This window comes from Rhizobium sp. FY34 (genome assembly GCF_005222845.1).
Classification (GTDB): Bacteria; Pseudomonadota; Alphaproteobacteria; order Rhizobiales; family Rhizobiaceae; genus Neorhizobium.
Genome location: NZ_STFZ01000005.1, coordinates 249,354 through 263,942, shown reverse-complemented (window position 1 = coordinate 263,942; position 14,589 = coordinate 249,354). Strand labels below are relative to the sequence as shown.

The 14,589-nt window shown below is 59.6% G+C and carries 12 protein-coding genes; 8 read left to right on the top strand and 4 right to left on the bottom strand.

Annotated features, from left to right (window positions below; all coding sequences use genetic code 11):
* Positions 1-45 precede the first annotated feature (45 nt).
* The 4 genes from E8M77_RS03145 to E8M77_RS03130 all read left to right on the top strand — a co-directional run bounded on the left by E8M77_RS03145 (position 46) and on the right by E8M77_RS03130 (position 5,303).
* On the top strand, positions 46-1,254 hold the full coding sequence (locus tag E8M77_RS03145) for a glycosyltransferase family protein (protein WP_137129143.1): 1,209 nt from the start codon (positions 46-48) through the stop codon (positions 1,252-1,254).
* 4 nt (positions 1,255-1,258) lie between these two features.
* On the top strand, positions 1,259-2,503 hold the full coding sequence (locus E8M77_RS03140) for a glycosyltransferase family 4 protein (protein WP_137129142.1): 1,245 nt from the start codon (positions 1,259-1,261) through the stop codon (positions 2,501-2,503).
* A gap of 5 nt (positions 2,504-2,508) precedes the next feature.
* Positions 2,509-3,693 (top strand): glycosyltransferase, encoded by a 1,185-nt coding sequence (locus E8M77_RS03135; protein ID WP_137129141.1) that lies wholly within the window; start codon positions 2,509-2,511, stop codon positions 3,691-3,693.
* Positions 3,694-3,854: 161 nt separating this feature from the next.
* Positions 3,855-5,303 carry a sensor domain-containing diguanylate cyclase gene (locus E8M77_RS03130; protein ID WP_137129140.1) on the top strand — a complete coding sequence of 483 codons (1,449 nt, stop codon included), beginning with the start codon at positions 3,855-3,857 and terminating at the stop codon, positions 5,301-5,303.
* A 22-nt stretch (positions 5,304-5,325) separates the two neighbouring features.
* On the opposite strand, the gene E8M77_RS03125 is transcribed toward E8M77_RS03130, so the two are convergent.
* From E8M77_RS03125 to E8M77_RS03110, 4 genes are all read right to left on the bottom strand, one after another.
* The gene (locus E8M77_RS03125) at positions 5,326-6,213 is read right to left on the bottom strand and encodes an SMP-30/gluconolactonase/LRE family protein (protein WP_137129139.1); all 888 of its coding nucleotides are present in this window, start codon (positions 6,211-6,213) and stop codon (positions 5,326-5,328) included.
* Between the two features lie 114 nt (positions 6,214-6,327).
* Positions 6,328-7,425 carry a substrate-binding domain-containing protein gene (locus E8M77_RS03120; protein WP_137129138.1) on the bottom strand — a complete coding sequence of 366 codons (1,098 nt, stop codon included), beginning with the start codon at positions 7,423-7,425 and terminating at the stop codon, positions 6,328-6,330.
* 37 nt (positions 7,426-7,462) lie between these two features.
* Entirely contained in the window at positions 7,463-8,524 is a 1,062-nt protein-coding gene (locus tag E8M77_RS03115) for an ABC transporter permease (protein WP_137129137.1), read from the bottom strand.
* Between the two features lie 15 nt (positions 8,525-8,539).
* A complete protein-coding gene (locus E8M77_RS03110; protein WP_137129136.1) occupies positions 8,540-10,036 on the bottom strand; it encodes a sugar ABC transporter ATP-binding protein in 1,497 nt (498 codons plus the stop codon).
* 319 nt (positions 10,037-10,355) lie between these two features.
* Here E8M77_RS03110 and ugpB point away from each other — a divergent pair, with 319 nt between their 5' ends.
* The 4 genes from ugpB (at position 10,356) to E8M77_RS03090 (ending at position 14,511) form a co-directional block, all read left to right on the top strand.
* Complete coding sequence (ugpB, locus tag E8M77_RS03105) at positions 10,356-11,663, top strand: sn-glycerol-3-phosphate ABC transporter substrate-binding protein UgpB (protein ID WP_170975722.1); 1,308 nt, start codon at positions 10,356-10,358, stop codon at positions 11,661-11,663.
* A 65-nt stretch (positions 11,664-11,728) separates the two neighbouring features.
* Positions 11,729-12,610 carry a sn-glycerol-3-phosphate ABC transporter permease UgpA gene (gene ugpA, locus E8M77_RS03100; RefSeq protein ID WP_137129135.1) on the top strand — a complete coding sequence of 294 codons (882 nt, stop codon included), beginning with the start codon at positions 11,729-11,731 and terminating at the stop codon, positions 12,608-12,610.
* 9 nt (positions 12,611-12,619) lie between these two features.
* Complete coding sequence (gene ugpE / locus E8M77_RS03095; RefSeq protein ID WP_137129134.1) at positions 12,620-13,468, top strand: sn-glycerol-3-phosphate ABC transporter permease UgpE; 849 nt, start codon at positions 12,620-12,622, stop codon at positions 13,466-13,468.
* On the top strand, positions 13,468-14,511 hold the full coding sequence (locus E8M77_RS03090; RefSeq protein WP_137129133.1) for a sn-glycerol-3-phosphate import ATP-binding protein UgpC: 1,044 nt from the start codon (positions 13,468-13,470) through the stop codon (positions 14,509-14,511). The genes ugpE and E8M77_RS03090 overlap by 1 nt, the downstream gene beginning before the upstream one ends.
* Positions 14,512-14,589: the final 78 nt, after the last annotated feature.

Below are 14,589 nucleotides of genomic sequence, written 5' to 3'. Positions count from 1 at the left end.
CGGGGAGGCGTGTCCGGCATTAAAATTCTTAGGAGTAGACACAGCATGCCGAGACGCCTGGGAAATGCGCGTATCCTCATGTATAGCCATGATACTTTCGGCCTTGGCCATCTCAGACGCTGTCGCACCATCGCCCATTCTCTGGTCGAGGATTATCGCGGCCTGAACGTGCTGATCATATCTGGCGCCACGATTGCCGGTGCCTTCGATTACCGCGCCCGTGTCGATTTCGTGAAGATCCCGAGCGTCATCAAGCTCAGGAACGGCGAATACACGTCGATGGATAGGCATATCGATCTGCAGGAAACGATGAAGATGCGCCAATCGATCATCCGCCATACGGCGGAGACCTTCGAGCCGGATATCTTCATCATCGACAAGGAACCGCTGGGCCTGCGTGGCGAGGTGGAAGATACGCTGGCCTATCTGAAGACGCGCGGCACGACGCTGATCCTTGGTCTGCGCGATGTGATGGATGCCCCGCATCTTCTGGAAGCGGAGTGGAAGCGCCACGATGTTCTGCGCAAGATTGGCAATCTCTATGATGATGTCTGGGTCTACGGGCCGCCAGATTTCTACGATCCGCTGACCGGCATCGATATTCCCCAATCCGTGCGCTCGAAGATGAATTTCGTCGGCTTTCTGCAGCGCAAGGCCTCGCTGGAGCCCAGCACCTCGCAGCCCGGGCGCGAAGATTACCTGCTGGTGACGACCGGTGGCGGTGGCGACGGCGCCGATCTGGTGCGCGACGTGATTGCCGCCTATGACGTTGATCCGACGCTGACCCACAAGGCGGTGATCGTGCTCGGCCCCTATATGTCGGCCGACCAGCGGTCGAAATTCCGCGAGGCCTGTGAGAGCCGGCCGCGGCTGGAGATCATCGAATTCGACAATCGCATGGAAGATCGCATTGCCGGCGCCAAGGCTGTCGTCGCCATGGGTGGCTACAATACCTATTGCGAGATCCTCTCCTTCGACAAGCCGGCGCTGATCGTACCGCGCACGCAGCCGCGCGAAGAGCAACTGATCCGCGCGACACGCGCCTCGGAACTTGGCCTGATCAGCATGCTTTCCGGTGAGGATTCTGCCGATGCCGTGAAATTCGCAAGCGCCATCAAGGATGTGCTGAAGCGTGACCCGCCATCAGTCAGTGCTCCCGGCATGCATCTGGAAGGCTTGCCGAATATTTCGCGCATCGTGGATGACTGGATGAAGCGTAAGAGCGGCCACGCCCTGTCGCTCGCGCAGGGCTGAACACGTGGCAGACAAGACGAAAATCCTCGTGCTCCTGAAGGGTTATCCCCGCCTGTCGGAAACCTTTATCGCGCAGGAACTGCTCGGGCTGGAACGCGCCGGTTTCTCGCTTGAACTGGTTGCCATGCGCCGCCCGACGGACAAGAAGCGCCATCCGGTGCATGACGAGATCAAGGCGCCTGTCTGGTATCTGCCGGAATATCTGCATGAAGAGCCCTGGCGCGTGCTGAAGGCGCTCTGGAAGGTCAAAGGTCTGGCCGGTTTTTCCGCTGCCCGCCGGGCGTTCTTCAAGGATCTTGGCCGCGATATCTCGCGCAACCGGTTTCGCCGCTTCGGCCAGGCCGCCGTGCTGGTGGCCGAATGGCCGGCGGATGCCGGCTGGCTGCATGTGCATTTCATCCACACTCCGGCCTCCGTCGCCCGCTATGCCAGCATGATGAGCGGCATTGCCTGGACGGTCTCGGCCCATGCCAAGGATATCTGGACCTCGCCGGACTGGGAACTTGAGGACAAGCTTTCCCATGCGGAATGGGCCGTTACCTGCACCCGTGTCGGCTATGACCAACTGACGCGCCTGTCGCGCGGGCGCAATAATGTGCATCTGAGCTATCACGGTCTCGATCTCGACCGGTTTCCGCATTTTGATCAGCTTCGCGCCCCGCGCGACGGATCAGATCCAGCCGATCCGGTTCGGATCTTGAGCGTTGGCCGCGCCGTGCCGAAGAAGGGCTATGACGTGCTGCTGGCAGCACTTTCAAAGCTGCCCGCCGGGCTTTCCTGGCAGTTCGTCCATATCGGCGGCGGCAGCGAGCTGCAGGACTTGCGCGCGCAGGCGAAAACCCTCGGCCTTGAGGATCGCATCAGCTGGAAAGGTGCGCTCGACCAGCGCGACGTGTTGCAGCATTATCGCGACAGCGACCTCTTCACGCTGGCCTGCCGGATCACCGCCGATGGCGACCGGGACGGGCTGCCCAATGTGATGGTGGAGGCGGTAAGCCAGGGCTTGCCCGTCGTCTCGACCACCGTATCCGGCATCACCGAGCTTTTCGAGAACGAGGAAAACAGCCTGCTTGTACCTTCCGAAGATGCCGATGCGCTGGCGGGCGCGTTGAACAGAATGATCCGCGATCCGGCTTTGCGCCATCGCCTTGCTGACAGGGCGGAAGACAGGGTGCGCCGCGATTTCGATCATCACGCCAGTATCCGCGATCTGGATCGGTTGTTCACCGCAAGCTGGACGAAGGAATGACGGATATGGGTGAAACATCAGGCCATCTCGGCGCTCGGCCAAAGCGGGTATTCTTCTACGTGCAGCATCTGCTCGGCATCGGCCATTTGGTGCGGGCAAGCCGCATTGCAAATGCCCTAAATGAGGCCGGCATGGATGTGACGCTGGTGACCGGTGGCAACAAGATCGACGGATTTCCGGCCGCCAATGTCCGCCATGTGCAGCTTCCGCCGGTCTTTGCCGCCAGCAGCGGATTTTCGGGTCTTGCCGATGAGCAGGGACACAAGATCGACGATGCTTTCAAGGCCATGCGCAAGGCGCGCCTGCTGGAGGCGTTCGAAAAGGCTGCCCCCGATGCCGTGCTGATCGAGGCCTTTCCCTTCGGTCGCCGCCAGATGCATTTCGAACTCCTGCCGCTGATGGAAGCGATCGAGGCGTCAAACCCGCGTCCGCTTCTGTTCAGCTCTGTCCGCGACATTCTGCAGGAAAATCGCAAGGCTGGCCGCGACGAGGAGACTGTGACGCTCGCCAAGCGCTATTTTGATGGCGTTCTGGTGCATGGCGATGAGAGCTTCGTGCGGCTGGAAGAGACCTTTCCGCTGGCACGTGAGATTGCCGAGCGCGTGCATTACACCGGTCTTGTTGCGCCGGATGAACCGGCGCCCGCTACCGATCACTTCGATGTGGTGGTCTCGGCTGGCGGCGGTGCGGTCGGGGCCTCCGTTTTGCAAGCGTCGCTCGAGGCCTGCAAAATTCTTGCCGATCGCCGCAGCTGGCTGCTGATTGCCGGGCCGAACATGCCGGCAGAGGATTTCGAGCGGCTGAATGCTGATGCCCCGGAAACGGTGACCATTGTACGGTTCCGCCGCGATTTCTCCAACCTGCTGATGAATGCGCAAGTGTCCATCTCGCAGGCCGGCTATAATACGGTTGGCGATCTTTTGCGGGCGCGCTGCGCCTGCGTGCTCCTGCCCTTCTCCTCCGGGGGAGAGACAGAACAGACCGTTCGCGCTGAAAAGCTGCAGGCACTCGGTTTTGCCGAAATGGTGACTGAGGACGAGCTGACCGGTGAAAGCCTGGCTTTGGCCATCCGGCGTGCGACAGAGCCGGGTAAGGCTCGCCCGGCGCTTGCGCTTTCGCTGGACGGCGCGCGCCAGACCGCCGCTCTTATAGACAGGCTTGTGGCCGAGAAAAGGTCCACTGCCGGCTGAGGTCCGCCGGTTGTGTGACTCGCGTATGACGAATAATGGGCCCTGCGCACACAATCCTGCGGCGTAGCGCCTTCATTCATGATTAAATTTCTGATGCTGATTCGCATCTGCCTGCAGAGCCCTGCCGGCTCAGGCCTTTTTGTTTCGACGGGTTTAGACTGATGACCGAATATTTGAATTCCGACATTTTCAATCTCGCGCCCGTTGCCATGTGGATCGAGGATTTCAGCAGCGTCCAGAAGCAGTTTGCCATTTGGCGCGCGCAAGGCATTACCGATATTCGCGCCTTTCTGTGTGAAGATCTGTCGCGCGTCGCGCAATGCGCGGCCATGATCCGCGTGCTGGATGTGAATGCCAAAACCTTGTCGCTGTTTGAAGCAGACAGCAAGGAACATCTGATTGCCAATATCGATCAGGTTTTCCGCGATGACATGCTGGAAAGCCATATCAACGAATTGTCCGCTCTGTTTGACGGCAAGAGCGAATTCGTGGGCAATGCGGTCAACTATACCCTGTCGGGTCGCCGTCTGGATATCCAGCTGCGCGGTTCGGTCATGCCCGGCTATGAGGCAAGCCTCGAGCGGCTGCTGTTGACCACGGAAGATGTGACGGAGCGCGAATCGGCTCGCAGAGCGGAAATCGAAAACCGCCGCTATGCCGAAGGCATCTTCCAGCATTCGCCGGTATCGCTCTGGGTCGAGGATTTCAGCCGCATCAAGACGATGCTGGAGGAGGTGCGCCGCCAAGGCATCGTGGACCTGCGCATCTTTACCGATGTGCATCCGGAATTCGTGCGCCATTGCATGAGCGAAATCCGCGTCATTGACATCAACCAGGCGACGCTTGACCTGTTCTGCGCCGAGAACAGCCAGATGCTGTTGCATCGGCTGGGTGATATTTTCCGCGATGAAATGGAAAAGCACTTCCGCGAACAGTTGATCGACCTTTGGAACAACAACCTGTTCCACCAGCGCGAAGTTGTGAATTATGCGCTCGATGGCTCGGAACGCTATGTGCTTCTGCAGTTTTCCGTGCTGCCCGGCCATGAAGACGACTGGTCGCTGGTGCAGGTGGCACTGACCGATATTACCGCGCGCAAGAAGGCCGAGGCCTATCTGGAATATCTCGGCCGGCATGATGTGCTGACCAAGCTCTATAACCGCGCCTTCTATATCGATGAAATGAACCGGCTGGAGCGCAAGCCCCTGCGGCCTGTATCGGCGCTTGTCATCGATCTTAACGGCTTGAAGGATACCAATGACACGCTGGGTCATGATGCCGGCGATGCGCTGTTGCGCCGCCTGGGGGAGGTGCTGGGCGGTGCCGTATCGCGCCCGAACCATGCTGCCCGCATTGGTGGCGATGAATTTGCCGTGCTGATGCCGGGTGCCGACCGGCAGGCCGCCCTTGCCATGGCTGATACAATCCAGGAACTGCTAAAGATCAACAACCAGTTCTATTCCCACGCGCCGCTCAGCATCTCACTCGGCTTTGCCACGAGCGAAGATGGCGAAAAGATCGAGAATGTGCTGCGGCGTGCCGATGCCATGATGTATGAGCAGAAGCGGGCGCATCGCAGCCACCGCCTGTCGCTGATCAAGAATGCCTGAGCCAAGCGGTGGCCTGCCAGCGTCACGCACCGCGAATTGCAAGCGATATGCTGTAGATGCTGGTGGTGGCGGTGATGAACAGCTGATGCTTGTGGCGACCGCCAAAGCAGATATTGGAGACCGTCTGCGGCACGAAAATCTTGCCCATCAGATGGCCATCCGGTGCGATACAATGCACGCCATCGCTTGCCGAGGACCAGAGATTGCCGTGCTCGTCGACGCGTATGCCATCGGCGCAGCCCGGCTCGATGGTGTGAAACACCTCGCCGCCCGACAAATGCCAGTCGGGGCCGACATCAAAGACGCGGATATGCTGCGGATCGCTTGAAAACATCCGGCCCGTATCGGCCACATAAAGCCTCTTCTCATCCGGGCTGAAGGCAAGTCCGTTCGGGCAGTTGAAGTCTGTCAGTACGGCTTCCATCGTGCCGGATGGATCGACGCGGTAGACATTGCAGTTCAGTTCCTGCGCGGATCGCTTGCCTTCGTAATCGCTCATGATGCCGTAATGCGGATCGGTGAACCAGATCGCCCCGTCCGAGGCGACAATTACGTCATTGGGGGAGTTCAGAGCTTTGCCGCCAAAACTGTCCGCGATCACGGTGATCGAACCGTCCTGCTCGGTGCGGGTCACACGCCGCGTGCCGTGTTCGCAAGAGACCAGCCGCCCCTGTCGGTCGCGGGTATGGCCATTCGAGAAATTGGAGGGTGCGCGAAATGTGCTGGTGCCAGCACCCGGTATCCAGCGCAGGATGCGGTTGTTGGGAATGTCGGAAAACAGCAGGCAATCCAGATCGCCGAACCAGACGGGACCTTCCACCCAATCGAAACCGGAGGCGATTTCCTTTATCGGCGCATTGCCCAGAACGAAGGTTGAAAAGACCGGATCGATGGCTTCGAAAAACGACATGGCTTTGAAATCTCCTGCTCGCATAACCCGGCACAAACCTAACCTGCCGAGAGGCCGCCTACCAGAGTTGGCAACGGAACGCCCCTGGCTGGAGCGTTCCGTCCTTTGCGTGTCTTATTTGCCCCAAATCTTCTTGTAGGCGTCGCGGTAGCCATTGCCGGGGTCGAAACTGTTCTTCGGACCGCCGTCGAATTCGACATTGGCACTGGTGACCACATGCAGCGGCGAGACGTAACCGGACCAGTTCTGGCCGGCAAAGGCGCGGTTCAGCTCATCGATCAGCTGCCAGCCCTGAAGGTTGAGCGGTTCGGCTACTGTCACGACCTGATATTGCTTGGCGCGAATGCGCTGGTAGGCACCTTCCGAACCATCGCCGGCGGCCACGCTCTTCGGCGCTCCATCGCCGGCAATGCCGACAGCGGCAAGCGATGGGCCCATGAAGTCGAAGTAGATGTCATTGATGGCCAGCGAGTACGTCCATTTCGCGCCGTATTTTTGCAGAAGCGTCGTGGTCAACTGCGGCATGCGCTGCGAGGTCTCGGCAATCGGCGTATCGACATATTCCAGCACGGTGCCGCCGAGCTTTTCGATCTCCTGCTTCATCCGGTCGGCCTTGGCGATGGCGATTGCATAGGTGGAATCCGTGAAGATCACGACGCCGGGCTTGCCGCCCGCATCGACATAGGCCCAGTTGGCGGCGGCCTTGGAGACTTCCATGGCATCGGTCGTGACATTGGCGAAAACGCCGACATCCGGAACCGGGCCAACATTGGGCGCCGCATGCCAGGCAACCATCGGGATTTTCGCCGCCTTGGCAGCTTCCATGGCCGGCTTCTGCTCCACGGCATCAAAGCCGTTGATGATGATGCCGTCCGGCTTCAGGGTCATCGCCTGGCCGAAGGCTGCGGTGCGCCCGTCGATGGAACCTGCGCTATCGAGAACCGTGACCTTCCAGCCCACGGCCTTCGCAGCTTCCTCGATGCCGGTTGTGACGCCCAGAATGCCGCCATTCTTCATGTCGGCGGCCACGACGACGATGCTCTTGCCCGTCGCGGCCTTCGGGCCTGTCGTCGGGCCATCCCATTTCTCGACCTTGCTTGCGTATTTCTCGACGATGGCCTTTGCATCCGCCATGGCATCGGCAAAGGCGGGTGCCGAGATGAAAACGGAGCCAAGGGCAACCGTTGCGGTGAGAAAATTCCTGCGTTTCATGATGTTCTCCTCCCTGAGAGCGACTGAAAATGGCAAACTAGCTGGATATTGAACCGGTTTCGGATGCGGCCGGGACCGGTTTCTTGACGATGCCGCGGCGGCGCTGCGCATAGCCGGCAATGCCGATGGCCACCAGCAGCGTGACGCCGTTGAACAGCGGCTCGACAAAGAAGGAGCCGCCGAATTGCTGGATGCCGGCAATGCCGACGGCAAGGATGATGACGCCGATCATCGTGCCCCAAACATTAACGCGGCCGGGCTTGATGGTCGTGGAGCCGAGAAAGGCGCCGACGAGTGCCGGCAAAAGATATTCAAGCCCGACACTGGCCTGGCCGATGCGCAGCTTGGAGGCGAGAAGCACGCCAGCCACGGCAGACAGCGTGCCGGAGGCGATGAAGGCGCCCATGACGAAGCGGCGAACGGGAATGCCGTTGAGGGCGGCAGCCTTCGGATTGGCGCCGATCGCATAGAGATAGCGGCCGATCGGCAGGTATTCGAGCACGATCCACATGGCGATGGCGAGTATCAGCACGTAGAAACCGGTGATCGGCAGTCCAAACAGCATGGTGCTGTTCAAGGCATAAAAGCCATCCGGCAGGACGCCGATCATCTGCCGGCCGCCGGTATGCCAAAGCGCAAGCGCATAGATGACGGTGCCGGTGCCAAGCGTTGCGATGAAGCTGTCGATCTTGGCGACTTCCACCAGAAGACCGTTGAGGAGCCCGGTCAGTGCGCCCAGCACCAGAACAACGAGAACCGCCACCGGCCAGGGAAAGCCGTACATGGTCTGCAGGCTGATCGCCAGGATGTGCCAGAGCACGATGCCATAGCCGATGGTGAGGTCAATGCGCCCGCAGGCCATCGGGATCATTGCCGCAAGTGAAAGGATGGCGATGATGGTCTTTGCTGCAATGATAGATTTCAGGTTCAGAACCGTCGGAAACGTATCCGGCAGGAGAGCCGAAAACAGCAGGATCAGCAGCACGGTGAGGATTACCAGGCCATAGACAGGCACGAGGCGCTGCCATTTTTCAAGCCGGTTGAGGCCAGCCAGTTCGGCTTTGGTTGGTTCGAGCGCGGTTGAGCGGATGGATTGCATGGCTGAACTCCCGGATCAGGCTGCTTCGGACGCAGAGGCCGCGGCGATGACGGCAGTGGTTGTAAGATCGGCGCCACCCAGTTCGCGGACGATCTGTCCGCGGGAAAAGATCATGGCGCGGTGGCAGATATGGGCGATTTCCTCGAAATCCGTCGATATGACCAGCACGGCAAGGCCGTTCACCACCGCCTGAGCAATCAGCCGGTAGATATCGGCCTTGGCGCCGACATCGACGCCGGCGGTTGGATCTTCGCAGATCAGCAGCTTGCGGCCGGTGGCAAGCCAGCGGCCGACAACGACCTTCTGCTGGTTGCCGCCCGACAGGGCTTCGATGGCAAGCGACTGGTCATTGGGCCGTAATCCGACCCGATCGCCGATTTCGGCGGCAAGACCTGCCTCGTTGGCCGGTGTGAGAAAATGGCCCAGCCTGCGGCCGGATGCCGAGGGGTTGAGAAAGGTGTTTTCCCGCAGCGACAGCGACATGGCGACGGATTCCTCGGTGCGATCACGGGCAATCAGGCCGATGCCGGAGGCAATCGCGCTGACAGGATCGCGAAGATCCGGTGTCTCGCCGTGGATCGTCACATCGCCACTTGCCGGCTCGCAACCGAAAAGGGCGCGGCCGATCAGCTCCTGGCCGGCACCGCGCAAGCCGACAAGACCCAGCAATTCTCCCTCGCGCAGATCAAAGCTGACGGGACCGGCGCCCCGGCAGGTCAGGTTCTTGACGGAGACGATGACATCACCGACAGGCCGGCTTGCCTTGGCAAACAGCTGGTCGGCCTTGCGCCCGACAATCATGCGGATCAGTTCGTCGGGATTGGTATCGGCAACCGGCGTCTGGCCGACAAGCCGGCCATCGCGCAGCACGGCGACGCGGTCTGCAATGCGGAAAATCTCATCCAGCCGGTGCGACACATAGATCATCGCCACGCCGCGCTCTTTCAGCGGACGGATGGCGGCAAACAGGCGCTCCACCTCATCGGCGGGAAGGCTGGCGGTCGGCTCATCCAGCACCAGAACATCGGCTTCGACGGCCAGGGCGCGGGCAATGGCGACAAGCGACTTTTCGGTGCGTGTCAGGTCCTGCACGCGGGTGGAGGGATCAAAATGGCAGCCGACCAGCTTTAGCGCCTCGGCGGTACGGCGCTCCGTCTGGCGCCAGTCAATGAGCTTGGCGCGCATGGAAAAGCCCTGGGCGAGGCCGACATTTTCACCCACCGTCATCCATTCGATGAGGCCGAGATCCTGGTGGATGAAGGCGACCGGCTGGCGCTCATTGGGTTTGGGCGGGCGATGGCTATAGGGCGTTCCGCGAAAGCGGATTTCACCGGCATCCGGCTTGAAGATGCCGGCGAGTGTCTTAATGAGCGTGGATTTTCCGGCACCATTCTCGCCCAGCAGCGCCAGGATCTCGCCGCGTTTCAGGTCGACCGAAACGTCGGTCAGCGCCTTTGTGCCGCCGAAGACCTTCGACACTCCACGAAATTCCAGAAGCGTGTTCTGATCCATCAGCTCCTCCCAAAGCATCGAATGACGTAACGCTATGTTATCGATAACATCGCGTCAAGCGAATTTAAAATGCGCTGTGTTCGCCCGGTTCATGTTTCAGTTGAAGCTGGTTTCAGGTGCCCGCTTGCACCCATTTTTTCAGCCGTGCCACGCCATCCTGTTTGAGGCTTCAACCTTATCCAAGGAATTTTGCACAGCTTTGCAATCTTCCTCTTCTCCTCAAGCTCTCGAATGTCTAAAACATCCAGCTGGTGGTCGGGGAGGATCGCCGCATAGGCGTGATCATCGCCACATCGGCCAATCATAATGGGAGGAATTCATGTCTTTACGCATCATTCTGGGCAGCACTGTTGCATCCATCGCCATGCTTGCCAGCGCCTCCGTGTCGCTTGCGGCAACCGAACTGCAATGGTGGCATGCCATGTCGGGGGCCAATAACGAGGTCGTCGACAATCTGGCCAAGGAATTCAACGCCAGCCAGAGCGAATACAAGATCGTGCCTGTGTTCAAGGGCAGCTATCCGGAAACGCTGAATGCCGGCATCGCGGCTTTCCGCGCCAAGCAATCGCCGGCTATCCTGCAGGTTTTTGATGCCGGCAGCGGCGTGATGATGGGTGCCGAAGGCGCCGTCATGCCCGTGGCCGACGTATTGAAGAAGGGCGGCTTTACCTTCAACAAGGCCGACTATCTGGCCGGCATTGTTGCCTATTATTCAAAGCCCGACGGCACCATGCTGTCCTTCCCGTACAACTCTTCGTCTCCGGTGATGTACTACAACAAGGACACGTTCAAGAAGGCAGGCCTTAATCCGGACGAGGCGCCGAAGACCTGGCCTGAAGTGTTCGAAGCCGCCAAAAAGATCAAGGCAAGCGGTGCAAGCCCCTGCGGCCTGACATCCACCTGGCTCACCTGGATCCAGACCGAAAACTTTGCCGCCTGGAACAATGTTTCCTATGGCAGCAACGAGAACGGCCTTGCCGGCACGAAGGTCGAACTGAAGGTGAATTCACCGGAATTCGTCAAGCATTTTCAGACGCTGGCCGATCTCGCCAAGGACGGCACTTTCCGCTATGGCGGCCGCACCTCGGAAGCCAAGCAGCTCTTCACCTCGAATGAATGCGGAATTCTCACCGAATCCTCCGGCGGCCTTGGCGACATCATCAAGTCCGGCATGAATTACGGTATCGGCCAGCTGCCCTATTATCCGGGCGAGGGTCGTCCGCAGAACACCATTCCGGGTGGCGCCAGCCTCTGGGTCTTCGGCGGCAAGTCGGATGCCGAGTACAAGGGCATTGCGCAGTTCTTCAACTTCCTGTCGCAGACGCCGATCCAGGCCCGTCTGCACCAGGTTTCCGGCTATCTGCCGGTCACCATGGCAGCTTACGAAGATACCAAGAAGTCTGGTTTCTACGACAAGAACCCGGCCCGCGAAACGCCGATCCTGCAGATGATGGGCAAGGCGCCGACGGAAAATTCCAAGGGCGTGCGTCTCGTGAACCTGCCGCAGGTTCGCGACATCATGAACGAAGAATATGAGTCGCTGCTGGCCGGAAAGCAGGACGCAAAGGCCACGATGGACAAGATCGTCGAGCGCGGCAATGCCGCCATCAAGCAGGCCCAGCGTTAATCCACCCTTACCATCAGCCCGTGATGCGAGCCATCGCGGGCTGATGTCAGAACAGGACAATCGCCGTGCAACGCGTTGTGTTTCCCAATAAGGTGCTTCCCTATCTTCTGGTTGCGCCACAAATCATCCTGACGGTGATTTTCTTCTTCTGGCCGGCAAGCCAGGCACTCTATCAGTCGCTGCAACGGGAAGATCCGTTCGGATTGTCGAGCGGCTTTGTCGGTCTTGATAATTTCCGCTTCGTGCTGACGGACGAGAATTACCTGCATTCGCTGCAGGTGACGCTGATCTTCAGTGCGGCAACAGCCGTGCTTGCCATGGTTGTGGCGCTGATGCTGGCAACGGCCGCCGATCGTGTCGTCAAGGGCAAGGGCTTTTACCGCACCATGCTGATCTGGCCCTATGCCGTGGCGCCGGCTGTTGCCGGCATGCTGTGGCTGTTCATGTTCAACCCGTCCATGGGCACCTTTGCCTATATTCTGCGCCGCAATGGTGTGGATTGGGACCCACTTCTGAATGGCGATCAGGCCATGGGACTTGTCGTCGTGGCAGCCGCCTGGAAGCAGATCTCTTATAACTTCCTGTTCTTCGTGGCCGGCCTTCAGGCCATTCCGAAATCGCTCATCGAGGCGGCAGCTATTGATGGCGCACGCGGTGCCCGCCGCTTCTGGACGATTGTATTCCCGCTTCTGGCGCCGACGACCTTCTTCCTGCTTGTGGTCAACACCGTCTACGCCTTCTTCGATACGTTCGGCATCATCCATGCGGTGACGGGCGGTGGGCCTGCCAAGGCCACCGAGACGCTGGTCTACAAGGTGTATAATGATGGCTTCGTGAACCTCGATCTTGGTTCGTCAGCGGCGCAATCGGTCATCCTGATGGTCATCGTCATTGCCCTGACCGCCTTCCAGTTCCGCTTCGTCGAGAAGCGCGTGCATTATGCGTGAGGCCAGATCATGATTGAAAGACGTCCCATCGCCGGCCTCATCGGGCACCTGATGCTGATCATTGGCATCATCATTGTTGCCTTCCCGATCTACTACACCTTCGTGGCCTCCAGTCTGTCATCGGCCGAGATCCTGCGCCCGCCGATTTCTCTCGTGCCGGGCAGTCATCTGGTTGAAAACTACGCGAGCGCCATTGATGGCGGTGTCGAGCGTGTCTCCGGCGTCAGTCTGGAGCGCATGCTGTGGAACACGTTCGTGGTGGCCATGGCGATCGCCATCGGCAAGATCGTCATCTCCTTCGTTTCGGCCTATGCCATTGTCTTCTTCCAGTTTCCGCTGCGTATGGTCTTCTTCTGGATGATCTTCGTGACGCTGATGCTGCCGGTGGAAGTGCGTATCCTGCCCACCTACAAGGTGATCGTCGATCTCGGGCTGATCGATAGCTATACCGGGCTGACCTTGCCGCTGATGGCTTCGGCAACCGCCACCTTCCTGTTCCGTCAGTTCTTTCTGACGATACCGGGAGAGCTGGTGGAAGCGGCGCGTATCGACAATGCCGGTCCCTTCCGCTTCATGAAGGATATCCTTCTGCCGCTCTCGCGAACGAATATCGCGGCCCTCTTCGTTATTCTCTTCATCTATGGCTGGACGCAGTATCTGTGGCCGCTTCTGGTGACGAATGATGCGCAGATGGCAACCATCATCATCGGTCTGCGCAAGATGGTGGATTTTGCCGACGCGTCTACCCCCTGGAATTATGTCATGGTCACCGCGATCCTCGCCATCATCCCGCCCATTCTCGTGGTTGTTCTGATGCAGCGCTGGTTCGTGAAAGGCCTTGTGGAGACTGAAAAGTAATGGCCAAGATAACCCTCAACAATATCCGCAAGACCTATGCCGGCGCGGTAGAAACCATCAAGGGCGTCTCACTCGATATCGCCGATGGTGAGCTTCTGGTGCTGGTCGGCCCATCTGGCTGCGGCAAGTCCACGCTGTTGCGCATGATTGCCGGTCTTGAAGGCATCAGCTCCGGTGAAATCTCGATCGGCGACCGCGTGGTCAACACGCTGGAACCATCCGAGCGCGATATCGCCATGGTGTTCCAGAATTATGCGCTCTATCCGCATATGACGGTGCGCCAGAACCTCGCTTACGGATTGAAGAACCGCAATACGCCGGCCGATGTCATCGAGCAGCGTATCCAGAAGGCGGCAACGACGCTGGAAATCGAGCAGTATCTGGAGCGCAAGCCGCGCCAGCTCTCCGGTGGCCAGCGCCAGCGCGTCGCCATGGGCCGCGCCATTGTGCGCGAACCTTCCGCCTTCCTGTTTGACGAGCCGCTGTCCAACCTCGATGCGAAACTGCGCGTGCAGATGCGCGTCGAGATCAAGCGGCTGCAGCGGGCGCTGGGCACGACAAGCGTTTACGTCACCCATGACCAGATGGAGGCCATGACGCTTGCCGACCGGCTGGTGGTGCTCAATGCCGGCAAGATCGAGCAGGTCGGAACGCCGATCGAGCTTTACGAGCGTCCGGCAACGACATTCGTCGCGACCTTTATCGGTTCGCCCTCGATGAACCTTCTGGATCAGGCCAAGGGTGGATTTCACTTGGCGGGCGGCGGGCAGGCCGCAACTGTCGGCATCCGGCCGGAAGATCTGCGGCTTGTGCCCGAAGGTTCCGCGCAGGATCAGGCCTTCCGGGCCGATGTGACCGTGGGTGCCGTGGAACTGGTCGGCGCCGAAAGCTACGTTTATGGCAGGCTCGCTTCGGGCCAGGACATCGTCTTTCGCGTCTCCGGCCGTTCCAGGATCGAGCCGGGTGACCAGATGGTGATTGCGGCAGATCTGAAGGACATCCATGCCTTTGGCTCGGACGGCCAGAGGATCACCGGCGCCTGAGCGGGATTCTCATGCTGCGTCGCCTATGGCGGCATGAAAGGCGCGATCAGGAGCGCACACTTGCACGGCATGGCCATA